This window comes from Streptomyces sp. NPDC005803, from assembly GCF_040630435.1.
Taxonomy (GTDB): domain Bacteria; phylum Actinomycetota; class Actinomycetes; order Streptomycetales; family Streptomycetaceae; genus Streptomyces.
On record NZ_JBEXXO010000001.1, the window covers coordinates 86656 to 110047 of the forward strand.

Annotated in this window: 18 protein-coding genes and 1 pseudogene; 5 read left to right on the forward strand and 14 right to left on the reverse strand. The window is 72.7% G+C overall.

Features of this window, described 5'->3' with window-relative positions; genetic code table 11:
* Window positions 1-9: 9 nt before the first annotated feature.
* Window positions 10-1134 carry a DNA polymerase III subunit beta gene (gene dnaN, locus ABZ454_RS00385; protein WP_359535209.1) on the reverse strand — a complete coding sequence of 375 codons (1125 nt, stop codon included), beginning with the start codon at window positions 1132-1134 and terminating at the stop codon, window positions 10-12.
* A 338-nt stretch (window positions 1135-1472) separates the two neighbouring features.
* Here dnaN and ABZ454_RS00390 point away from each other — a divergent pair, with 338 nt between their 5' ends.
* Window positions 1473-3119 (forward strand): helix-turn-helix domain-containing protein, encoded by a 1647-nt coding sequence (locus ABZ454_RS00390; protein ID WP_359535211.1) that lies wholly within the window; start codon window positions 1473-1475, stop codon window positions 3117-3119.
* Between the two features lie 73 nt (window positions 3120-3192).
* On the opposite strand, the gene ABZ454_RS00395 is transcribed toward ABZ454_RS00390, so the two are convergent.
* Together ABZ454_RS00395 and ABZ454_RS00400 are read right to left on the reverse strand one after the other, a co-directional pair.
* On the reverse strand, window positions 3193-4089 hold the full coding sequence (locus ABZ454_RS00395) for a glycoside hydrolase family 19 protein (protein WP_359535214.1): 897 nt from the start codon (window positions 4087-4089) through the stop codon (window positions 3193-3195).
* Between the two features lie 116 nt (window positions 4090-4205).
* A complete protein-coding gene (locus tag ABZ454_RS00400) occupies window positions 4206-5108 on the reverse strand; it encodes a glycoside hydrolase family 19 protein (protein WP_359535733.1) in 903 nt (300 codons plus the stop codon).
* 233 nt (window positions 5109-5341) lie between these two features.
* Between ABZ454_RS00400 and ABZ454_RS00405 the strand changes: the two genes are divergently transcribed.
* The gene (locus ABZ454_RS00405; protein WP_359535217.1) at window positions 5342-6877 is read left to right on the forward strand and encodes a substrate-binding domain-containing protein; all 1536 of its coding nucleotides are present in this window, start codon (window positions 5342-5344) and stop codon (window positions 6875-6877) included.
* Window positions 6878-7066: 189 nt separating this feature from the next.
* Here the strand turns inward: ABZ454_RS00405 and ABZ454_RS00410 are convergent, their stop codons facing one another.
* Window positions 7067-8350, reverse strand: coding sequence for an adenylosuccinate synthase (locus ABZ454_RS00410; RefSeq protein ID WP_356325533.1), 1284 nt, complete (start codon window positions 8348-8350; stop codon window positions 7067-7069).
* Between the two features lie 185 nt (window positions 8351-8535).
* On the opposite strand from ABZ454_RS00410, the gene ABZ454_RS00415 reads away from it, so the two are divergent.
* Window positions 8536-9396: a diacylglycerol kinase gene (locus ABZ454_RS00415; protein ID WP_356325535.1), complete on the forward strand. Its 861-nt coding sequence runs from the start codon at window positions 8536-8538 to the stop codon at window positions 9394-9396.
* 133 nt (window positions 9397-9529) lie between these two features.
* Here the strand turns inward: ABZ454_RS00415 and ABZ454_RS00420 are convergent, their stop codons facing one another.
* Complete coding sequence (locus ABZ454_RS00420; protein ID WP_359535220.1) at window positions 9530-10105, reverse strand: MarR family transcriptional regulator; 576 nt, start codon at window positions 10103-10105, stop codon at window positions 9530-9532.
* A 197-nt stretch (window positions 10106-10302) separates the two neighbouring features.
* Between ABZ454_RS00420 and ABZ454_RS00425 the strand changes: the two genes are divergently transcribed.
* Both ABZ454_RS00425 and ABZ454_RS00430 read left to right on the forward strand, forming a co-directional pair.
* Window positions 10303-11217, forward strand: coding sequence for an ABC transporter ATP-binding protein (locus ABZ454_RS00425; RefSeq protein ID WP_359535222.1), 915 nt, complete (start codon window positions 10303-10305; stop codon window positions 11215-11217).
* Window positions 11214-12839, forward strand: coding sequence for an ABC transporter permease (locus ABZ454_RS00430; RefSeq protein ID WP_359535224.1), 1626 nt, complete (start codon window positions 11214-11216; stop codon window positions 12837-12839). The genes ABZ454_RS00425 and ABZ454_RS00430 overlap by 4 nt, the downstream gene beginning before the upstream one ends.
* A gap of 126 nt (window positions 12840-12965) precedes the next feature.
* On the opposite strand, the pseudogene ABZ454_RS00435 reads toward ABZ454_RS00430, so the two are convergent.
* From ABZ454_RS00435 to ABZ454_RS00475, 9 genes and pseudogenes are all read right to left on the reverse strand, one after another.
* A pseudogene (locus ABZ454_RS00435) lies at window positions 12966-14202 on the reverse strand (cytochrome P450).
* A gap of 314 nt (window positions 14203-14516) precedes the next feature.
* Complete coding sequence (locus tag ABZ454_RS00440; RefSeq protein ID WP_359535226.1) at window positions 14517-15194, reverse strand: response regulator transcription factor; 678 nt, start codon at window positions 15192-15194, stop codon at window positions 14517-14519.
* On the reverse strand, window positions 15191-16495 hold the full coding sequence (locus ABZ454_RS00445; protein ID WP_359535227.1) for a histidine kinase: 1305 nt from the start codon (window positions 16493-16495) through the stop codon (window positions 15191-15193). Before ABZ454_RS00445 ends, ABZ454_RS00440 begins: the two co-directional genes overlap by 4 nt.
* A 107-nt stretch (window positions 16496-16602) precedes the next feature.
* Window positions 16603-17478 (reverse strand): alpha/beta hydrolase, encoded by an 876-nt coding sequence (locus ABZ454_RS00450; protein ID WP_359535228.1) that lies wholly within the window; start codon window positions 17476-17478, stop codon window positions 16603-16605.
* A gap of 354 nt (window positions 17479-17832) precedes the next feature.
* Entirely contained in the window at window positions 17833-19029 is a 1197-nt protein-coding gene (gene kynU / locus ABZ454_RS00455; RefSeq protein ID WP_359535231.1) for a kynureninase, read from the reverse strand.
* On the reverse strand, window positions 19022-19870 hold the full coding sequence (locus ABZ454_RS00460) for a tryptophan 2,3-dioxygenase family protein (RefSeq protein ID WP_359535234.1): 849 nt from the start codon (window positions 19868-19870) through the stop codon (window positions 19022-19024). The genes kynU and ABZ454_RS00460 overlap by 8 nt, the downstream gene beginning before the upstream one ends.
* A 158-nt stretch (window positions 19871-20028) precedes the next feature.
* A complete protein-coding gene (locus ABZ454_RS00465) occupies window positions 20029-20442 on the reverse strand; it encodes a DUF3151 domain-containing protein (protein WP_356322280.1) in 414 nt (137 codons plus the stop codon).
* A gap of 65 nt (window positions 20443-20507) precedes the next feature.
* Window positions 20508-22013: an MFS transporter gene (locus tag ABZ454_RS00470; RefSeq protein ID WP_356322281.1), complete on the reverse strand. Its 1506-nt coding sequence runs from the start codon at window positions 22011-22013 to the stop codon at window positions 20508-20510.
* A gap of 172 nt (window positions 22014-22185) precedes the next feature.
* Entirely contained in the window at window positions 22186-23352 is a 1167-nt protein-coding gene (locus ABZ454_RS00475; protein WP_359535238.1) for a MalY/PatB family protein, read from the reverse strand.
* Window positions 23353-23392: the final 40 nt, after the last annotated feature.

Sequence of the window (23392 nt, forward strand, 5' to 3'; positions counted from 1 at the left end):
ACCCCGCGCTCACACCAACGGCTTGACCGACATGAGCAAGTGCTGGTGGTCCCCCTCGGCCGGGCCCACCGCGTCTTCCCGGTCCGGGTGCCCGGTGAGCATGGCGCGCTGCCCCGGGCCCATCATCCTGAACCGGACGACCGGGGAGTCGAAGGAGGCCAGCGCGTCCATCAGGTAGGAGGGGTTGAACGCCACCGTCAGCTCGCCGGGGCCCCACAGCTCCGCGGGCAGCCGCTGGGACGCCACGTCGTCCTCGTAACCCGCCTGGAGGAGCACCGAACCGTCGGCGAAGGCCAGTTGGAGCGGGCTGTCGCCGTCGGCCACCACCGAGACCCGCTTCACGGCCTCGGCCAGCGGCTCGCGGCCGGTCACCGCCGTGACCGGGTCGGTCAGGGTGAACAGCTTGTCGTGGCGCGGCAGTCTGCCGTCCAGAAGCCGGACGGTGGTGCGCATGCCGTCCATCTCGAAACCGGCCGACCCGCTGTCCAGGGCCAGCTGGACGGTGCCCCCGCGGCCGAAGGAGCGGGCGATCTCGGTGAGCCGGCGAGCCGAGACGACGACATCCGCCGCGACGTCCGCCGCAGCCGGCTTCCAGGCGAGACGTCGGACCGCGAAGCGGTACCGGTCCGTGGCCGCCAGGGTCATCCGGTCCCCGTCGAGCCCCAGCCGGATGCCGGTGAGCGTCGGCAGGGTGTCGTCCCGGCCGGCGGCCACCGACACGTCGGCGACGGCCTCCGCGAACTCCTGGCCGTCCACCGTCCCGAGCACCTCGGGCAGCGGCGGCAGGGCCGGATAGTCGTCGAGCGGCAGGACCGACAGCCCGAATCCCGCGCCACTGCCCGTCACCGTGAAACGGGACCCCTCGACCGCGCACTCCACCGCCCCCTCGGGCAGCACCCGGCACACGTCCAGCAGCCGGCGGCCCATGACCAGCACCCTGCCGGGCCGTACGGTCTCGGCCGGCACCTCGATGCGGGCGGACGCCTCGTAGTCGAGGCCGGAGATGCGCAACCGGCCGTCCGCCGCCTCCAGCAGCAGGCCGCCCAGCACAGGAACGGGTGACCTCGTCGGCAGCACCCGGGCCGCCCAGGCCACGGCGTCCGCGAGTTCGCCGCGTTCGATCCGGAACTCCATCGTGGTGACCTCTCCCCGTGCGTCGACCGTCTCTGGTCTCCGACGCTACGGGTCACCACTGACAACGCTGAGGACAGTGGCGGTTGCGGCGACGACAGCGGCCACCCCCGTGAGCCGATGCCGTCGTCCCCCGCACCTCTCCCCCGAAAGGCCCGCAACCGCGTTCGGACTGTAGGTCGCGGGGTAGGTGAACGAAAGCTTCAGATCGCACGGTGTGGCCGGGCGGAGGTATCAGTGCGCACAGCCGCACTCGATACGCTGCACGCCGGTTTCCGGCAGGAGCGGCGGACGGGGGCGCAGGAGTGCACGCGCGGGGGCGGGCGGACGATGTCATACGGATGCACGGCCTTGCCCGGTCGGGTGGCTCTCAAGAGCTGCTGCGCTGGTTGTCGGGGCGTGCGGACGGCTGGGCGGGGCTCCTGAGCCGCGACGGCACCGTCCTGTACGGCGTCGCCCGGGCAGCCCCTGACTCCACGGGCGGCGGACCCGCTGCGCTCGCGGCCGCGTGCGCCAAGGAGCTGACCGCGCTCGGGGCCCACTCCTCGGCCTTCGACAAGGGGGCGCACACCGCGCTCCTGTTCTCCCTGGACGCGCCGTCGGACGCCCCCGCGCCGGTGCTCGGCGTGGTCGGCCGGCGCCCGCTGCCCGACGGGCTGTCCACGCTTCTCGCCGACGCGGCCCTGCCGCTGGCCATGTGCTGGGCGGCCGAGACCGTCGAGCGCAAGCGCCGGCGCGTCGACCTGGCGGAGTCGCGCGGCAGGGAAGCGGTGCTGCACCTGTTGATGACCGGCCAGCTGTCGATCGCCCACCAGGTGGCGGGCGCCCTGAAGCCGAGCCTGCCGGACCCGGTCCGGGTCTGCGTCGTCGAGTGCTCGGGCCGCGACCGGGACGCGGTGGCCCGCGTCTGCATGGAGTTGTCCGACGGCCGCTCCTGGGTCGTGCGCTGCCCGGTGTACGCACGCCATCTGATCCTCGTCGTGCCCGCGAAACCCGGGCAGGCGGACGGGCGGCTCGGCCCTCGGGTGGCGTCGGCGGTGGACGACTGCGTCGTCGGCATCAGCGAGGACGTGACGCTGGCCGACACCGCGACCGCCTACCGCCAGGCGTTCCACGCGCTCGCCGTGGCCCGCGGGCTGCCCCAACGGCACGCCCACTTCGGCGCGGCTCCCGAACTCGCGCTGGTGGCCGGAGCCGAGGGCGCGCGGTGGGCGGACGCGCTGCTGGCACCACTGCACGCCTACCGACCCCGGCGCGGCCAGGACCCGGGCAGCCAGGAACTCGCGGCGACCCTCGCCTCCTGGCTGGCGTTCTCCTCGCACGCGACCGACCACCTGAAGATCCACCGCAACACCCTGGCCGCGCGGCTGCGGCTGACCGGCGAGCTGCTGGGTCTGGACCTGGCCGTGCTCGCCGACCAGTCGGCGGTCGACCTGGCGCTGCGCATCCGTGCCACACCCGCCCTCCCCCGGCCGCCGTCGGGGCCGGCCGGCGGCGGGGCGGGGAGCGCGCACCGGCCGGCGGTGCGGTCGCGGACCGGTGTCGGCCCCGGCCGCACCGAGACGACGGCGGCGCACTCGCCGGAGTCCGCGCACCCGCGTGAGCCGGTGCACTCCACGATGCCCGCGCACGCCCCGACGCCCGTGAACCCGCCGGAGGGTGCGCACTCCCCTGACCTCGGTCACTCGCTGGACGACATCCTGCGCACGGCCGCGGTCCGTTCCTGGGCCGTGCAGCAGCTGCGGCCGCTCGGGGGCCCGGGGCCGGCCGACGGTCCCGCCGATCCGTACACCACCCTGCGCACCTGGCTGGAGTGCGAGGCCCAACTCGCGCCGGCCGCCGCCGCGCTCGGCCTCTCCGTGCCCGGGGTGCGCAAGCGGCTCACCCGGCTGGAGACCGTGCTCCGGCGTTCACTTCTGCGGACGCCCAGCGCCCGTTACGACCTGTGGCTGGCGTTCCGGTCCCTGCACCTCGCCGACGGCGGATGACCCGGACAGGGACAGGGGGGTGTGTCAGGGCTGCCGCCCCTGACACACCCCCCTTCCCGGTCAGTGCCGCCGGTCAGCAGCCGAGGTTCGATCCGGCCGTGGTGCCGAGGATCTGCACGAACGCCTGGTACTTGGCGATCCGGCTCTGGACCTGCGCGGGGTTGCCGCCGTTGCACTCCAGGGAGCCGTTGATGGAGCGGATCGTCTCGCCGAAGCCCGCGCCGTTCACCATGGCGTTGTGGGCCGTCATGGTGCCGGGGCCGTTCTGGGTGTTCCAGTACCAGAGACCGGTCTTCCAGGCCACGGACGCGTCCCGCTCGACCAGGTAGGGGTTGGCGAGCAGGTTGATGCCGAGCGCGTCGCCGGCGGCCTTGTAGTTGAAGTTCCAGCTGAGCTGGATCGGACCGCGCCCGTAGTACGCGGCCTGACCCGCGGGGCACCCGTAGGACTGACTGGTGTCGCAGTAGTGCGGGTAGTTGGCCGTGTTCTGCTCGACCACGTACACCAGACCGCCCGTTTCATGGCTGACGTTGGCCAGGAAGGCCGCCGCCTCCTGCTTCTTCACCGTGTCGCTCCCGGTGTTGGCGAAGCCCGGGTAGGCGCTCAGGGCGGCGGTCAGACCGCTGTACGTGTAGAAGGAATTGCGGCCCGGGAACATCTGGTTGAACTGGGCCTCGCTGACGACGAAGCCGGTGGACGAACCCGGGCCGCCCGGGTCCGTACCGCCGCCGCTTCCGCAACTGCCCTGGTCGGCCCAGACGTCGGAACTGCCGGGCCTTTCGTTCTGGGTCCACCACTTGGCGGTCCAGTTGTGGCCGTTGTACGAGGCGGCGCCACCGCCCGTGTAGACGGCTGAGGAGTTCCAGGCAGCCGCACACGTGGCCGCCGAGGCGGTGGTGGCGGGCAGGACGACGACCATCGCGACGACCGCGCCCAGCGCGGCGAGCAGGCCCATGATGCGTTTGATCATGCGAGCACTCCTTCGGCGCGGCGCACCGAGCTCATCGGTGCGCCGCCATGGGGGGTCCTGCCACTCAAGCGTTATTGGCCTGGACCTGTCAAGGTCTAGACCAAGGGCGACACTCCTCAACACGTAAGCCTGGAGCCGGGGTTCGTGCCGATCACGCCCGTGATTCGTTCGTACGCGGCCACCCGCGCCCGCACCGAGGCGGGGTTGCCGCCGTCGCACTCCAGGGCCCCGTTGAGCGACCGGATCGTCTCGCCGAAGCCCGCGCCGCCGACCATGGCGTCGTGCGAGGTCATGGTGCCGGGGCCGTTCTGGGTGTTCCAGTACCAGAGCGCGGTCTGCCAGGCGACCGAGGGATCGCGTTCCACCAGCCACGGGTCGTTCAGCAGATCGAGGCCGAGCGCGTCACCGGCCGCCTTGTAGTTGAAGTTCCAGCTGAACATGATCGGGCCGCGCCCGTAGTACGCGGACTGTCCGGCCGGACAGCCGAACGGCCGGCCGTAGTCGCACTTGATCCAGTAGTTGGCCTCGTTGATCTCCTTCACGTACCGCAGGCCGACCGATTCGAAGTCGGCATGCGTCAGGAAGGCCGCGGCCTCCCGGCTCCTGGTCTCCTCGGTTCCCGTGTTCGCGAAGCGCGGGTAGGCGTGCAGGGCGTCGATCAGCCCCTGGTACGTGTAGAAGGGGGCGCGGTCCGGGAAGATCGCGTCGAACTCCGCCTCGCTGATGACGAAGTCCGAGCCCCCGCCCACGCAGGCCCCGCGGTCGGCCCAGACGGTGGCGGCGCCCGGATTCTCGTCGCGTGTCCACCACTTCGCCGTCCAGTTGCGGCCGTGATGCGCGACAGTGCCGCCGGCCGAGTAGGCGGTCGAGGAGTTCCAGAGGGGGGCGCACGAGGCCGGGGCGTCCAGGATGGCCGGGGCGGCCGGGGTGGGCGGGGCGGCGCTCGCGGGAACGGCCAGGAAGCCGGCCGTCGCGACGACGGCACTCAGGACGGTCAGAAGGCTCTTGATGCGGTTCAGCGCTGCTCACTCCTTCGACAGGGGGCCCGAACGGGCTCCGGCATGCCGTCCGGACATCCCGACACCCAACCTCGATTGGTCTGGACCTGTCAAGGTCTGGACCTGTCACCGCCCTTGTCCGAACGAGAGGCGAACACCTGGCGACAGGACCCGGTACCCGCCCTCGCCTCCGCCTCCGGGTGCATACGGTGACCCGCACCCGTACAGCCGTCCGACAGCCAGGGGAGCGGACCGTGGAGTGGTTCAGCGCCGAGAACATCGTGGCCGTGCTCACCGCCGTGCTGGGCGTCCTCGCCTCCGTGGGCGTGCTCTGGTACGAGCGCCGCGTGCCCCGACGCAAACGCATCGGCTACCGCGTGCAGATGGATACGCCGATCGGCAGCGACGCGGGGCAGGCGCGGGCCAACGTGCGGCTCGGCCTCTTCGGGGAGACCCCGGCCATGGCCGACGCCACCCTCGTCCTGCTGCGCATCGAGAACGACGGCTCACAGTCCATCGCCCGCGGCGACTACACCGGCCCGGACGAACAGCTCCACGGGCTGGTCGTCGAGTTCACCGAACGCAGGGTGCGCGGGATCGCCGTCACCCACTCCCCCGGCGCCGACCACCTCATGGACCACTTCACCCCGTCCGCCGGACTCCGCGACAGCGGGTCCCTCATCCGGCTGCCGCGCGTCCCGCTCAACCGGGGCGAGCACTTCAAACTCCTGGTCCTGCTCACGGGTTCACACGTGGGCAGCCCCATCCGCATCACCGGTGGCATCCGGGACGGCGAGGTCCGCACGAACACCGCCGCCCGCCCGGACGAGAAGCCCCCGCTGTTCGGCCGGGCCGCCCGTTTCATCACCGTGGCCCTGACCGTCTGCGTCGTCACGCTGGCCTCCATCATCCTCGTGCGGGACGCCACCCCGCCCCCGATCGGCTGCGCCCGCGGCGAACTGACCGTGACCGGCTCCACCGCCTTCGAGCCCGTCCTGGAGGAGCTGGCCGAGAAGTACGCCAAGGCGTGCGACGGAGCCACCGTCACCGTGGACCCGCACGGCAGCACCGCCGGGATAAGGGAGCTGGCCGAACGGGGCGGCCAGGCCGGGAAGTCGGGCTCGCCCGCCCTCGTCGCCCTCTCCGACGGCCCGAAGCCGAGCGGCTTCCCGCAGCTGCGCGAGAACCGCGTCGCCGTCTCGCTCTTCCGCCTCGTCGTCAACGACACGGTCCCGCTGAACAACCTCACCCGTGACACGATCCGCGGCATCTACCGCGGCGACATCCGCAACTGGAAGCAGCTCGGCGGCCCCGACCTGCCGGTCCTCCTCGTCAGCCGCGACGCCAACTCCGGCACCCGCGAGGTCTTCCAGCGCCGCGTACTGGGCCGCAACGAACCCGCCCAGTCCTCCCGCGACTGCGCCACGAAGGACGACCCGCAGGCCCCGGTCATCCGTTGCGAACTGGACTCCACCGACCAGGTCCTGGCCGAGGTCGGCCGGCTCGACGGCGCGATCGGCTACAGCGAACTGCGCACGGGGACCGAACCGCCCGGGGCACACCAGATCACCATCGACGGCGCCGCCCCGTCCGTCGACACGATCGGCACCAGCAGCTACCCGTACCGCGAGATCGAGTACGCGTACACCTACGGCAGCCCGCCCGCCGACTCGCTGGTCTCCAGCTTCCTGGCCTACCTCAGCCGGGGCAGCGGCCAGGACGTCATCCGCACCCACGGCCACCTGCCGTGCGCGACCCCGGAGGGGCTGCGGATCTGCGGAGAAAACTGAGGGCGGCCAGGCGGCCGGGCGGCCAGGAGTGAGGCATGCGGGAGGCATGCGGGAGGCATGCGGGAGGCATGCGGGAGGCATGCGGGAGGCATGCGGGAGGGCCGGGGCGATAACGCCACCCCGGCCCTTCCGCGCGCACTTCCGGCTGTCTGCTACCTACCTGCTGCCTAGCCGCTGCCTAGCCGCTGCCTACAGGAACGAGTTGATCTCAATCGTCTCGGTGCGGCCGGGGCCGACACCGATCGCGGAGATCGGGGCGCCGGACATCTCCTCCAGCGCCTTCACGTACGCCTGCGCGTTCTTCGGCAGGTCGCCGAAGGTCTTGGCCTTCGTGATGTCCTCGGACCAGCCCGGCAGCATCTCGTAGATCGGCTTCGCGTGGTGGAAGTCGGTCTGGTTGTACGGGAGCTCCTCGACGCGCCGGCCGTCGATCTCGTACGCCACGCAGACCGGGATCTGCTCCCAGCCGGTGAGGACGTCGAGCTTGGTGAGGAAGAAGTCGGTCAGGCCGTTGACCCGGGTCGCGTACCGCGCGATCGGGGCGTCGAACCAGCCGCAGCGGCGGTCACGGCCGGTGGTGACACCGCGCTCGCCACCGATCCTGCGCAGCGCCTCGCCGTCCTCGTCGAGCAGCTCCGTGGGGAACGGACCGGCGCCGACGCGGGTGGTGTACGCCTTGAGGATGCCGATGACCCGGCTGATCTTCGTCGGGCCCACGCCGGAACCGGTGCAGGCGCCGCCCGCGGTCGGGTTCGACGAGGTGACGAAGGGGTACGTGCCGTGGTCGACGTCGAGCAGCGTGCCCTGACCGCCCTCGAAGAGGACGACCTTGCCCGCGTCGATGGCGTTGTTCAGGATCAGCGTCGTGTCGGCGACGTACGGCTTGATCTGCTCCGCGTACTGGAGCATGTCCTCGACGACCTTGCCGGCCTCGATGGCGCGCCGGTTGAAGACCTTGGCCAGAAGCTGGTTCTTCTGCTCCAGGGCCGCCTCGACCTTCTGCTCCAGGATCGACTCGTCGTAGAGGTCCTGGACGCGGATGCCGACCCGGTTGATCTTGTCCGCGTACGTCGGGCCGATGCCGCGCCCGGTCGTACCGATCTTGCGCTTGCCGAGGAACCGTTCCGTCACCTTGTCGACCGTGACGTTGTACGGGGTGATCAAATGAGCGTTGCCGCTGATCAGCAGCTTGGACGTGTCCACGCCGCGGTCGTTCAGCCCACTCAGCTCGGAGAGCAGGACCGCCGGGTCGACGACGACACCGTTACCGATGACCGGGGTACACCCCGGTGAAAGGATTCCGGAGGGGAGGAGATGAAGTGCGTACTTCTGGTCACCGACGACCACCGTGTGGCCGGCATTGTTGCCGCCTTGGTAGCGCACCACATAGTCCACGGATCCACCGAGGAGGTCGGTGGCCTTTCCCTTGCCCTCGTCACCCCACTGAGCACCGAGCAGCACAAGTGCGGGCACAGGCGTACACCCCTTCCGGGCGGGGCATGTCCAAGGTCAGGGGGCGTACGTAAACGCGTACATGCCGCACGACGTTGTACGACAAGGCCTGAACCGTCGAACCGGGTGCCCCGGAATAGACGAAGCCCCTGGCGCAATAGCGCAAGGGGCTCTTGCACCAAGATGCTACCCGAGGAAGGACCGAGGTGTCGGCTGCCCAGCCCCCCGGTAACGGTGCGCCCCATCTGCTGGTGGTGATCGATCCGGTCGCCCGCAGGACGGACGGCGAGTCCGTCCGGATCGCAAAAGACGTGTTGAGCGCCGGTTCGCACGCCAAGTTCTGCCTCCCGGACGGCCCCGAGGAGTTCGCCCGGGCCCTGTCCCGGCGGGGTGCCCGGAGGCCGGTGGTGATAGGCGACGACCGGGCGCTGCGGCGTGCCGTGACGCTGCTCCATCGGGAGCGAGAACCAGCCATGAGCGCCCTTTCGCTCGTCCCGGTCGGGGCGGCCGCGGCGCTGGAACTCGCGCATTCGCTCGGTGTGCCGATGGGCGCGGTGGCGGCGGCGCGCACGGCGCTGGACGGTGCGGTGCGCCGACTGGACCTGCTGGTCGACGACAGCGACGGCGTCGTCCTGGGCGCGCTGCGCATCCCCGCCCTCAGCGGCGCGCCGGGCACCCAGCCGGCCCACACGGGCGTCACCGCGGTCTGGGACACCTGCCGCTCCCTGGTCCGCACCCTGGTACGCCCGGCACCCGCCACGTCGCACGTGCCACCGGCCACGCACCGGCTGCGCGTCGAGGCGGACGGCGTGGTGCTGAGCGATCTGGGCCGCCCGGTCGAGTCGGTGACGGTGACCTCGGGCTGCGGCGACGACGGCATCGCCGAGGTGACGATCCACGCACCGGGCGGTGAGCCGATGACCACCGGGGCGAAGGCCGTCACGGTCTCCGGCGCGGACTTCCGCTATCGGGCGGACATACAGGTGGGCGGCCCGGTGCGGACCCGGACGTGGACCGTACGGGCGGGGGCCTGGGGGCTGATGCTTCCGACGGTGGCCGAGGCGTAGCGCGGACCGCTCCGCCACGGCGGACGCGGCCCGTCAGGCCTCGTCGTTCCGCCCCGCCGTCCACATCGCCGCTCCGCCCCGCCGTCCACCTCGCCGTTCCGCCCCGCCGTTCCGCCACGGCGGGCGCGGTCCGTCAGGCCTCGCGTGAGCCCTTGGCCGTAGGCAGGTCGAGGGTCTTCCGGTGGGCCTCCCAGCGGTCCATCATGGCGCCCAGCTCCGACTGCACGAACTCGAAGAACGCCGCCGTCTCGGCGATCCGGGCTCCCGCCGGCGTGTGCTCCCCCAGCGTGCGCGCGCCGTCCCTGAGGGTCTGCTCCCAGCGGGTGAGCACCCGGTCGCGGCCCGCGAAGGTGGTGTACCAGACCTCGTTGTGCAGGCGGTAGCGGTCCCGGCGGGAGCCCGGCTCGCGTTCCCGGCCGACCATGCTGACCTGGGTGAGGTAGTTGATCGCACCGGACACCGCGGCGGGGCTGATCTGCAGGGCGAGGGCGAGCTCGGCCGAGGTCATGGAGGCGTCGTCGTCGGCGAGCAGCGCGGCGAAGACGCGGGACGCCATCCGCTGCATCCCCGCCTCGGTCATCTCGGACGCGAACCGCTCGACGAACCGTGAGACGGCCTCCGCGTCCCGCTCATCCCGCTCGTCGCGATGTTCATCCCTCTGCACGGCACCCTGCCCTTCGCGCGCGCCTTCTGCGGTCTCGCTGCCCATCGGCCCCTCGTCCTCCGTGCATCCCCGCGCACCCCGGCACGCGGTCCGGCATGCGGCCTGGCACGCGGTCCGGCGTGCGCGGCACGGCATGCAGTCCGGCACGCGGCCCGGGCATGCAACCCGGTCGCTGTCACTCATCCGAGTTTATACACTTCCTTAACTTCACAAGTTTGTGAAAGTAGCGTACGTTCAAAATCATGACGAAGGCAATCACCGTGGCCGGACTGCACAAGTCGTTCGGCCGGACACAGGCGCTGGACGGGCTGGACCTGACCGTCGAGTCCGGCGAGGTCCACGGCTTCCTCGGGCCGAACGGGTCGGGGAAATCCACCACCATCCGGGTCCTGCTGGGCCTGCTGCGGGCCGATTCCGGCGCGGCCCAGCTGCTCGGCGGCGATCCCTGGCGCGATGCGGTGGAGCTGCACCGGAGAGTGGCGTACGTCCCGGGGGACGTGACGTTGTGGCGCAACCTCTCCGGCGGCGAGGTGATCGATCTGTACGGGCGGCTGCGCGGCGGACTCGACGACGCCCGGCGCGCGGAACTCGTCGAGCGGTTCGAGCTCGATCCGACGAAGAAGGGACGGACGTACTCGAAGGGCAACCGGCAGAAAGTGGCTCTGGTCGCCGCGTTCGCCTCCGATGTGGACCTGCTGATCCTGGACGAGCCGACCAGCGGACTCGACCCGCTGATGGAGGAGGTCTTCCAGAGCTGCGTCGGAGAAGCCCGCGACCGGGGACGGACGGTGCTGCTCTCCAGCCACATCCTCAGCGAGGTCGAGTCGCTCTGCGACCGGGTCAGCATCATCCGGCAGGGCAGGACGGTGGAGACCGGCTCGCTGGCGGGCATGCGCCATCTGGCGCGCACGAACATCACCGCCGAGCTGACGGCCGCCCCCGAAGGCCTGGCGCACCTGCCCGGCGTGCACGACCTCGACGTCCGGGGGAGGCAGGTCTCGCTCCAGGTCGACACGGACCAGCTGGACGCCGTCCTCAAGTCGCTCTCCGCGTCCGGAGTCCGGTCGCTGACCAGTGCGCCGCCCACCCTGGAGGAGCTCTTCCTGCGGCACTACGCGGCGGACGCGGAGCAGGGCGCGGGGGTGGCGGCGCGATGACCGCCCTGACCATAACCGCGACGGCCGGCGCGGGGCGCCGGGCCGGGACCGGGCAGCTCGCGGGGACCTGGACCTTGCTGCGGCTCGCCCTGCGGCGCGACCGGATCATCATGCCGGTCTGGGTGATCGTGCTCGGCGGGTCGTTCTCCTCCGTCGGACAGTCCATCGCCTCGCTGTACGGGACGGCCGCACAGCGCGCCGAGCTCGCGACGTCGATGAACGGCAACAGCTCGGTGCGCGCGATGTACGGGCCGGTGTTCGGCGACTCCGTCGGCGGACTCGTCAGCTGGCGCATGACCGCCTTCGGCGCCGCGCTGGCCGCGGTGATGAGCCTGGTCGTCGTCGTGCGCCATACCCGGGAGGAAGAGGAGACCGGGCGTCAGGAGATGCTCGCCTCCGCCATGGTCGGGCGACGGGCTCCCCTCACCGCCGCGCTGCTCGCCGCCCTGGTCGCCGACGCCGCACTGGGCCTGGTGATCGTGGTGGGGATGGCCGGAGCGGGCGCGGGCGGAGCCGGGGCGGTGGCGCTCGCCTCGGCCGTCGCCGGAGTGGGTGCGTTGTTCGCCTGCACCGCCGCGATCGCCGCCCAGTTCACCGAGAGCGCGCGGCTCGCGAAGGGGCTGACTGCGGCGGTGATAGGCGCCGCGTTCGTCCTGAAGGCGGCGGGCGACTCGACGGCGGACGACGGCTCGTCGGTCCTCACCTGGCTCTCTCCCCTCGGCTGGGCGGAGAACGTCAGGGCCTACGCGGGCGAGCGGTGGTGGGTACTCCTCGCGATGGCCGGTGCCGTGGCGGTGCAGTGTGCCGTGGCCTATGCGCTGACCGGGCGCCGCGATGTCGGCATGAGCTTCCTGGCGACGCGTCCCGGGCCGGCCCGGGGCCGGATCACCACCGCCTTCGGTCTCGCGGTGCGTCTCCAGCGTGGTGCGCTCCTGGGGTGGACGGTGTCGTTCGCGGTGGTGGGCGTCGCCTTCGGCGGGCTGACCGGTGGAGCGGCCGATCTCGTCGGGGACAACGAGAGGACCAAGGAGATCTTCGAGCGGATGGGCGGACAGTCGGGTCTGACCGACGCGTTCCTCGCCTCGATGGTGTCCGTGCTCGGCACCGTGGCGGCGCTGTTCATCGTCTCCTCGGTGCTGCGGCTGTACGGCGAGGAGACCGCCGGGCGGGCGGAACCGGTGCTCGCGGGTGGGGTCGGCCGGACCGGCTGGGCCGCCGGCCACCTGCTCATCGCCTTCGGAGGGGCGGCCCTGATCATGACGGTGGGCGGCCTCGGGCTGGCAGCGGGCTACGGCCACGAACTCCCCGCCGTGCTCGGCGCCTCGCTGGCACAGCTACCCGCCGTCTGGCTGCTGGGCGGGGTGACGTTCCTGCTGTACGGGGCGCTGCCGAAGGCCGCGGCGGCGGGGTGGGGACTGGTCGGTCTCTGCTTGGCACTGGGCTGGATCGGCCCTGCCCTGGACCTGCCCCAGCCGGTGATGGACGTGTCACCGTTCACGCACCTGCCCAAGCTCCCGGGGGCGGCCATGGACTGGGCACCGATAGCAGTCCTCACCGCGGCCGCGGTGGCGCTGATAGCCGGCGGCCTGGCGACGCTGCGGAGGCGCGACATGCTGAACTGAGCGCCACCCCGGCGGGGGTCGGGCGGGGCAAGGTAACCGGAGGCCCAGGCGCGCCCGGAAGCGCCTGGAAGCGCCTGGGAGCGACCGGCGGGGCCGCCCCGCCCCCGTTCCTCGTCGGGTCAGAGGTCAGAGCTCGACGAGCAGTTCCTTCACGCCCCTGATGACGTAACCCGGGTTCCACTCCGGTTCGGCGGCCAGCCGCATGCCGGGGGCACGGCGCAGCAACTCGCCGAACGACGCGGCGAGTTCTGCCCGGGCCAGTGGCGCACCGAGACAGAAGTGGATGCCCGCGCCGAAAGTGATGTGCGGGTTCTCCCGCCGGGAGAGGTCCAGCGTGTCCGGTGCGGTGAAGCGGGCCGGGTCGCGGTTGGCCGAACCGAAGAGCAGGGCCAGCTCCGAGCCGCGCGGAATGACCGTTCCGTCGATCTCGATGTCGTCGAGCACCCAGCGCTCGAACATCTGCAACGGTGTGTCGTACCGCATCAGCTCCTCCACCGCGGTGGGCAGCAGGGCGTGGTCGGTCCGCAGCGCGGCGAGCTGCTCCGGGTGGCGCAGCAGCGTCCACCAGCCGTTCACGGTGGTGTTGACCGTCGCCTCATGGCCCGCGTTCAGCAACAGCACGCAGGTGGAAACCATCTGCTGCTCCGTCAGCCGCTCGCCCTCGTCATGCGCGGCGATGAGCGCGGAGATCAGATCCGCGCCCGGGTGTTGGCGTCGTGCAGCGATCAGCTCGCGCAGATAGGCGGAGAAGTCGAGGGAGGCGCGGACGGCGGCGCGGGCGGTTTCCTCGGACGGGTTGAGCTCGAACATGCCGCAGATCGCCGCGGACCAGGGCCGCAGCGGCGCACGGTCGGACTCCGGGATGCCGAGCATCTCGGCGATCACCGCGACCGGTAGCGGCTCCGCGACCGCCGTGAGCAGATCGCCCCCGCCCTGCGCGAGGAAGTCGTCGACGAGGCCGGCGGCCAGCCGCTGGACGGTCGGGACGAGCTGTTCGACGGTGCGCGGGGTGAACGCCTTGGAGACAAGCCGCCCGGATCCGCGTGTGGTCCGGCGGTTCGAGGTCCAGCAGCCCCTGCCCGTTGAGCGTCTCGAACGGCTCGTGCGCCGCGGGCGGCGGTGTCCGGCCGAACTCCTCGTGCGTGAACCGGTGCAGATACGTCCGGCCCAGCCGCCGGTCGCGCAGCAGTGCCGAGACGTCGGCGTAGTGCGGGACGAGCCACTGACCGGTCGGCTCGAAGAAGTGCGCCCGGCCGGTGGCCCGCAGTTCGGCATAGGCGGGGTACGGGTCGGCGACGAACGCCGCCGACCACGGATCGAAGGGGGCGGCGGAACCGGAGTCGGAACGCGGGGACTGGTCCATGCACCGACGCTAACCCGCCGCCGTGCGCGTCCCGACGCGGACCCGCCTCCCGGGCCCGGGCCCGCGCAGACCCCGCCCATGCCGGCCCGACGCACACCCACCACCCAGCCGCGAGCAGACCCACACCCACACCGGGCCCGCCACCCACGCCCGCCCTCACCCGGCCCGACGCAACCCCACGACCCACACCAAGCCATGAGCAGGGCCGCCACCCACACCCAGCCGCGAGGGGGCCCACCGCCCACACCCGGGCGGCCCGACACACCCCGCACCCTGCCCCGCCCCGCCGGGCGCCGCCCCGGCAGGGGCCCGCCTCACGACGGTGTGACCAGCCGGGCCTCGTAGGCGAAGACCGCTGCCTGGGTGCGGTCGCGCAGGCCCAGTTTCACCAGGATGCGGCTCACATGGGTCTTGATGGTGGACTCCGCGACCACCAGGTGCGAGGCGATCTCCGCGTTCGACAGGCCCTGCGCGATCAGGACGAGCACCTCCGTCTCGCGCTCCGTGAGATCGCCGATCTGGGCGAGGGCCGGTGGCCGCGGGGCCGCCGCGAGCTTGGAGAACTCGGTGATCAGGCGCCTGGTGACCGTGGGCGCGAGGAGCGCCTCGCCGGACGCCACCACCCGTACGCCGTCGGCGAGCTGACGGGCCGAGGCGTCCTTGAGGAGGAAGCCGGACGCCCCGGCGCGCAGCGCCTGGTAGACGTACTCGTCGAGGTCGAAGGTGGTGAGTACCAGAACCTTCGCGTCCGCGTCGGCGGCGACGATCTCACGGGTGGCCTCGATGCCGTTGAGCTCCGGCATCCGGATGTCCATCAGCACCACGTCGGGACGGAGCGCCGCGACCTGGGCGACGGCCTGGCGCCCGTCGACGGCCTCGCCGACGACCTCGATGCCCGGCATCGCGTTGAGCAGCACCGAGAAACCCTCGCGGACCATCATCTGGTCGTCGACGATCAGCACCCGGATCGGTGTGCCGGCCGTGGCCGTCATGCCTGTTCCCCGGCGGGGGTGTCGGACGGGGAGGCCTGCACGGGGATGAAGGCGGTGACCTCGTAGCCGCCTTCCGTGGTCGTCTCGGCCGTCATCTCACCGTTCAGCATCGCCACCCGCTCCCGCATGCCCGTGATCCCGTGTCCGGCGCCGGGCGAGGGCTTCACCGGACCGGTCGGCGGACCGTTGACGACACGCAGCCCGAGCCCGCCCAGCACATAGCCGATCTCGACCTTGGCGGTGGCGCCCGGCGCGTGCCGCAGGGTGTTGCTGAGGGCTTCCTGAATGATCCGGTAGGCCGACAGCTCGACGCCCTGCGGCAGCTCGCGCACCGCGCCCGTCACGGTCTTCTCCGTCAGCAGCCCGGCCTCCCCGACGTTGGCGAGGAGCCCGTCCAGCTCGGCGAGGGTGGGCTGCGGGGCGTCCGGCGCCTCGTAGTCCTCGGCCCGTACGACGCCGAGGACGCGGCGCAGTTCGGTGAGGGCCGCGACGGCGTTCTCGCGGATCGTCACGAAGGCCTGTTCCAGCTCGGGCGGCGGGTTCTCCACCCGGTAGGGGGCGGCCTCGGCCTGGATGGCGACGACCGACATGTGGTGGGCGACCACGTCGTGCAGCTCACGGGCGATGGTGGTGCGCTCCTCCAGCAGGGTGCGCCGGTCGCGTTCGACAGCGGTGACGGTGCGCTGCACGGTCACCTCACGCTCCGCCTCCCGGCGGACCTGCACCACGGTGACCAGGAGCAGCGCGAAAGCGGAGGCCACCGCCATGGCCGCGGTGGACGGCGCGGAGTCCCAGCCGGCGGCGTTCTCCAGGACCGTGCCGAACGCCACGGTCAGGCCCCACATCCAGGCCGCGGTGCGCGGTCCGGTCCGCGCCGCGACGACGGCCAGCACCACCAGGTGCGCGAAGAAGGTGCTCGGCCCCCACGGCCCGTCGGCGCTACCGACGACCACGCTCACCGGGACGAGCGCCATCGACATCCAGAACGCCCCGACCGGCCGGACCAGCGTCATTCCGACGCAGGCGGCGGGCAGCAGCCCCGACAGGAGGACACCGGCGTTGCCGGTGCCGGAGAACCCCACCATGAACGTGAGCAGCGCGGCCGCCAGGACCACCGCGTGCGGAGTCCACTCGGCACGCGCCCGGAGCCGCTCCGGCAGCCTGCGGGTCAGCACCCCGTCGGTCCGCATCGGCGGCAGCGGGCGGTAGGCGAACGCGTCGTGGATGAGGTCCTGGCGCAGGCCGCCTATCGCCCCTGCGGCCACCCGGAGCTCGGGGCTTCTGGTCTTGGTCTCGGTCACGCTTCCACGGTAGGGGGAGCGTCGCCCCGGGTCGTCAGCAGCGATACGGATCCTGAACCGTCCGTCGTAAGTACTACCCGGGTCCGCCGCGCCGCCACGGCACGGCCCTACCAGGCCAGCTGGGCGATCTCCTCGGCGACCACGGCGCACGCGTCGGCCGCCGGATCGATCAGCGGGAAGTGCCCGACGTCCGGCAGCAGCGTCAGCCCCACCGTCTCGCCCTCCTTCGCCGCCGCGTCGACGAACGCCTCCGAGACGGCCTGCGGCACGGTCAGGTCGGTGGTGCCCTGCACCACCACCGTCGCGATACCGGTGGGCAGCAGCAGCGCCGGGTCGGCGTGCGCGCTCCGTTCGGCGAAGTCCTCCGCGCGCCCCAGGAACTGCCCGATCGCACCGGAGCACACGTCCAGAGCGACGGCCGACGCGAAGTCGGCGATGGGCGCGAGCGCGACCACCCCGCGCAGCGCCGGCGCGCGCGGGAGGCGCCACGGCGAGCCCTCCGGCAGGACGTGCCGGGCGGCGGCCCAGAGCGCCAGCTGCCCGCCCGCCGAGTGCCCGGTGACCACGATCCGCCGGGCGTCCGCCGCGGGCATGTGCAGCGCCAGCAGCTCCGGCAGCGCGTCCATCGCCGCCGCGACGTCGTCGAAGGTCTCCGGCCAGCGGCCTGCGACGGGGCCGGAGCCCCGCTGCTGCGGAAGCTCGCTGCCGCGCCGGTACTCGACACTGGCGACGGCGAAGCCGCGCCGGGCCAGGAAGCCGGCGAACGGCGACACGTGGAGCCGGTCGTACGGCGCCCGCCACGCACCGCCGTGCAGGACGACCACGACGGGGGCGCCGGAGCGCCCGTCGCGCGGGGCGTAGAAGTCGATCACCTGGTCCGGGTGGCTGCCGTAGGCGGCCGAGACATCGGGGGCGACCACCGGATGCGAGAACGCCGACTCGGTCTCGGCTGCGTCCTGATCACGCGCGGCAGAATCCGACATGCTGCTCCAACCGTCCCTGTGCCATGGCCAACTGGCGTGACCTGCGGGGACGGTATCAGTACGGAGGCGCCGACTGCCCGGTGGCGGGCAGTGCGGTCCCCTGACGGGCGAGCCGGTGGCAGTACACCGCGTCCGGCCCGTCCCGGAGGTCACCGGAGAAGGGGCTCCCCCTCGCAGGAGACCACCGGGTCGAGGCGGTCGCGCCGCCCCTGTGTCCCGTCGGACGGCCCCTGTGCCCCGTCGGCCAAAGGGGGAGCCCGGTGCACGCCGGGCTCGGGTCGTGGCCGCGCTCCTTGCGGGCCCGGGACCCGTCCGGCGACCGGGGCGAGCCGGTCGCCGGACGGACCCGGAAGCCTACGCCGCCGAGGCGGTCAACACGTCCGCGAGCACGCGCGCCGCACGTTCCACGTCCGCGAACCCCACGTACAGCGGTGTGAAACCGAACCGCAGCACATCCGGCCGGCGCAGGTCCCCCACGACACCGCGCGCGATGAGCTCGCCCATCACGGGTTCGGCGTCCTCGCACCGCAGCGCGACCTGGCTGCCGCGTTCCGCGTGGGCGGCCGGGGTGACCGGGGTGACCCGGCCCTCGGGGGCGTACGCGGCGACGCACTCCAGGAAGAAGTCCGTCAGCGCCAGGGACTTGGCCCGCACCGCTTCGATGCCGACCCCGTCCCAGACGTCGAGGGAGGCCTCCAGCGCCAGCATGGACAGGATGTCGGGGGTGCCGACCCGGCCCCGGACCGCGCCGTCGGCCGGGGCGTACCCGGGCGTCATCGCGAAGGGGTCGGCGTGCGAGGTCCACCCCGGCAGGGGCGAGTCGAAGGCCGCCTGGTGCCGCTCGGCGACGTACAGGTACGCGGGCGAACCGGGGCCGCCGTTGAGGTACTTGTACGTGCAGCCGACCGCCAGGTCCACCCCGTGGGCGTCCAGCCCGACGGGCAGCGCGCCCGCGCTGTGGCACAGGTCCCAGACGGCGATCGCCCCCACGGCGTGCACCGCGGCGGTGAGGCCGGGCAGGTCGTGGAGCCGGCCGGAGCGGTAGTCGACGTGGTTGAGCAGCACGGCGGCGGTACGCGGGCCGAGCGCGCCCGGCACGTCGGAGGGGGCGACCGGGACGATCCGGTGGCCCGTCATCCGGGCCGCCGACGTGGCGATGTACCCGTCGGTCGGGAAGGTGGAGGCGTCGACCAGGATCTCGTCGCGGCCCTGAGGCGCCAGCCGGGTCGCGGCGACGACGGCCTTGAAGACGTTCACGCTCGTCGAGTCGCCGACGACGATCTGTCCCGCGGCCGCCCCCACGATCGGGGCGATGCGGTCACCGATCCGCTCCGGCGCCGTCCACCAGCCGCTCTCGTCCCAGGACCGGATGCGCAGCTCGCCCCACTCGCGGGTGAGGACCTCCTGCAGCCGGGCGGGCACGTGGCGGGGCAGCGCTCCCAGGGAGTTGCCGTCCAGGTAGACGGTGTCGTCGAGGGTGAACAGCGCGCGCAGCGGCGCCAGTTCGTCCGCACGGTCGAGCGCCTCTGCGCGCTCCTGCAGGTCAGACATGGCTGCGGGCCGTCCAGAGCTCGGGGAACACGCTCTTCGTGGCGCGCTTCTCCAGCCAGGCGACCCCGGCGGAGCCGCCGGTCCCGGTCTTGGAGCCCATGGCCCGCCTGGTGGCGACGAGGTGGTCGTTGCGCCAGCGCCACACCAGTTCGCCGACGTCGGTGAGCACCTCGCCGAGGCGGACCAGTTCGTCGTTCTGGTCGGGGTTGGCGTAGATCTCCGCCCAGACGGCCTCGACCTCGGGCGACGGCTCGTACTTCCGGGTCAGGTCCCGGCCGAGCACGGCCTCCGGGATCGCGTGGCCGCGCCGGGCGAGCAGGGCCAGCGTCTCGTCGTACAGACCCGGCTCGGCGAGCGCCTTCTCCAGCTCGGCGTGGACGCGGGGCGCGCCCCGGTGCGGCACGAGCATGGACGCGGACTTGTCGCCGAGCAGGAACTCCATCCGCCGGTACATCGCCGACTGGAAGCCGGAACCCTCGCCGAGCGCGGACCGGTAGGAGTTGAACTGGGCCGGGGTGAGCTGGGCCAGGGGCGTCCAGGAGGCGTTCAGCGCCTCCAGCTCGCGCAGCGAGCGCTTGAGCGCGTCCTGCGCTGCGTCCAGCCGGTCCTCGCGCAGGGCGTGCGCCGCGGTCTCCCACTCATGGACGATGACGGTGAACCACAGCTCCATGACCTGGGTGGTGACCAGGAAGACCATCTCGCCGGGATCGTCCGAGCGCAGGTGCTGGAGGTGGGTGAGAACGTCCGCCTGGACGTAGTCCTCGTAGGGAGTCGTTCCCGCGAAGTCGAGGTGCGGGGTCTGCGCACCGGTGGCTTCGGGGTCGGGGTGAATCGTCGACATCGCTGTCTCCTCGACACGAGCTTCCGGGTAGCGGTCCGCCCCCACCGTGAGGTGGTGGAGCTCCGGTCCCCTGCCCGCATCCTAAACGGCGGCCGCTCCACGCGCGCAGGCCCCGCGGACGGTGATCGTCCACGGGGCCCGGCAGGGGTGCGCGTCGGCTAGCCGAGCGTCTGGGCGGCGGTCGGCGAGGAGTCGCGGAGGAACGTCGAGCAGCGCTCGTACTCCTCCTGCTCCCCGATCGACTGCGCGGCGCGCGCGAGGGCGTGCAGGGCGCGCAGGAAGCCACGGTTCGGCTCGTGCTCGAACGGCACGGGGCCGTGGCCCTTCCAGCCGGCCCGGCGCAGCGCGTCCAGGCCGCGGTGGTAGCCGGTGCGGGCGTAGGCGTACGACTCGATGACCCGGCCGCCCTCGAACGCCTCGTCGGCGAGCTGTGCCCAGGCCAGCGAGGAGGTCGGGTACTTCGCCGCGACATCGGCCGGCGCGGTGCCGGCGGCGAGCAGTTCCCGCGGCTCCGGGTCGTCGGGCAGGTGGGTCGGGGCAGGGCCCCCGAGCAGGTTCTCGTGGATCGACATGGGTTCAAGTGTGCCTGGCGCCGGCGCCGCCCGGGGCATCCGGTGCGGACAATGCCGCGAAACGTTCAGGACCTGTCCGGGGCGGGTTCGAGCGGGGGGCTCGTGACGCCGCAGTGCACCGTGCACTCCGGCTGCGCGGTGTCCTGCGCGGCGGCCGGCGGCGTACGCACGGTCGCCCAGGCGATGAGGGCGCCGAGGACGAGCAGCCCGGCGCACATCGGCATGGCGCGCCGGAAGGTCGCGGCGAACTCGCCGGCGTCCCGGTAGGCCTCCGGCCCCATGCCGGCCAGCAGGGGCAGCGCTGCCACCGCGATCAGCCCGGCGGCGCGGGCCGCGGCGTTGTTGATCCCGCTGGCGAGGCCGGCCCGGCCGGTGTCCACGGAGGCCAGGACGGTCGCGGTGAGCGGTGCGACGAGGGTGACGAGCCCGACGCCGAGGACGGCGACGGCGGGGAGGACGTCGGTCAGGTATCCGGTCACGGAACTGGACCCAGGCCCGACGCGCAGCATGAGCAGCATTCCGGCGGCGGCGGTCAGCGGACCGACGGTGAGCGGGATGCGGGGGCCGATGCGCCGGCCCAGCTCGCCCGACGAGGCCGAAAACAGCAGCATCAGGACGGTGGTCGGCAGCAGGGCGGTGCCCGCGCCGAGGGCGGAGTACCCCGCCACGACCTGGAGCTGGATGGCGGAGAGGAAGAAGAAGCCGCCGAGCGCCGCGTACACGCAGAGGGTGACGATGTTGACGACGGTGAACTGCCGGGACGCGAACACCGACGGCGGCAGCATGGGGTCCCGCCGCCGCCGTTCGACCTGGACGAACGCGACGCCGAGCAGCACTCCGCCCACCGCCCCGCCGATCACGGCCGGGGAAGCCCCCTGCCCCGGCGCCTCGATCAGCGCGTACGTCACCAGCGCGAGCGCGAGGGCCCCGAGCACCGCCCCCAGGACGTCGAAGCGGCCGTGCTCGTACGGGTCCCGGGACTCCGGTACGTGGCGCAGGGCGACGGGTACGCAGATCGCGGCGAGCGGCAGATTGAGCAGGAACACCCATCGCCAGCCGGGCCCGTCGACGAGCCACCCGCCGACGAACGGCCCGACGGCGGCCCCGACCCCGCCGAACCCCGACCACAGTCCGACCGCGCGGGCCCGGTCGTCCGGGTGGAAACTCGCCTGGATCAGGGCCAGCGACCCCGGGGTGAGCAGGGCCCCGCCGACGCCCTGCAGGGCACGGGCGGCGATGAGCACGTTCGCGTCGGGCGCGACGCCGCAGAGCAGCGAGGCGGCGGCGAACCACACCACGCCGACGACGAAGACCCGGCGTCGCCCGTATCGGTCGCCGAGCGCTCCACCGAGGAGGATCAGCCCGGCGAGGGTCAGCATGTAGGCGTTGACGGTCCACTGGAGCGCGGCCAGGCCGGTGCCGAAGTCCTCGCCGATGCGGGGCAGGGCGACGTTGATGACGGTGGAGTCGAGCATGGCCATGCTCGACCCGAGCACGGTCGTGAGGACGATCCAGCGGCCGGTGGGGGAGGCGACACGGATGCCGGTGGGGTCTGCTGCTTGCTCCGCCATGGGCTCAGCATCGTCGTCCCGGGGGCCGGGGGCCAGTGGAGATCAAGCCCGGCCGGGCCCGTTCAAGCCTGTCGGCGAGCGAGGAGCGGGGCCCGGGGGCAGCGCCCCCGGAACCGGCCGCGCCTCGCGCCGCCGCGCCCGCCCCGTGCCCGCCCCGCGCCCGCGAAACCGGCTACGCGGCGCCCCGCACCGCCTCCACCGCCCGGATCAGCGCCTCCACCCCCGCCTCCACCTTGCTCCGCGCGCACCCCACGTTCAGCCGTACGAAGCCCGCCGCCCCGTACACGCTCCCCGGCATCACCGCGACCCGTTCCCGCTCGACCAGCACCCGCTGGAGCGCCTCGTCGTCCGCCACGCCCGCCCGTCGCAGGTCGATCCAGGCCAGGTACCCGGCCTGCGGCGGCTCCCACTCCAGACCGGGGAACGCCGCGTTCAGCCGCTCAGCGACCAGGGCCAGGTTCCCGGCGACGTACGCGCGCACGGCGTCCAGCCACGCCGCGCCCTCCCGGTACGCGGCGATGTGCGCGGTCAGCGAGAGCACCGCCGGCGAGGCGAGGCCCTCCGCGGTCTCCATCCGGCGCAGGAACTCCGTCCGGTCCTCGGCACGGCCGATGATCCCGTAGGAACCGGTCAGCGCGGGGAAGTTGAACGCCTTCGAGGCCGACGTGACGAGCGCCCAGCGCCCGTCGCCCCCCACCCGCGTCCACGGCACGTGGACCCGCCCGTCGTGCACGAAGTCCGCGTGGATCTCGTCGCTGATCACGGCGACCCCGTGGCGCGCGGCGAGCGAGGCCATCTCCGCGAGCTCCGCCTCCGTCCACACCCGCCCCGAGGGGTTGTGCGGGGAGCAGACCACGAGGACCTTGCTGTCCTCCCGCGCCAGCTCCCGCTCCAGCGCGTCCGTGTCCCCCAGCGCCACGCCGCGCAGCTCGCGGCCGAGCCCGGTGACCGCCTTGCGGAAGCCGTCGTACGTCGGGGTGTGCACGACGACGCCGTCCCCCTCGGCCGTCCACATCTGGAGCAGCTGGGACAACTGGCTGAGCACGGACGGCCCGTACACCAGCCGCCCGGTGTCGATCGTGGTGCCGTACCGGGTCGCGAACCAGTGCGCCACCGCCGCGCGGAAGTCGCCCAGCCGCCAGTCGGTGTAGCCGAACACGCCGTGACCGAGCCGGGCCCGCAGCGCGGCCAGCACCTCGGGGGCCGTCTCGAAGTCCATGTCCGAAATGGTGAACGGCAGGAGCCCGTCCACCCCGAAGCGGTCCGCGACCCCGTCCCACTGCACGCTCCAGGTGCCGCGGCGGTCGATGACGGTGTCGAAGTCGTAGGACGTACTCACAGCTGTTCCCTCACATCATTCCTGCCGGGTACGGGCATGC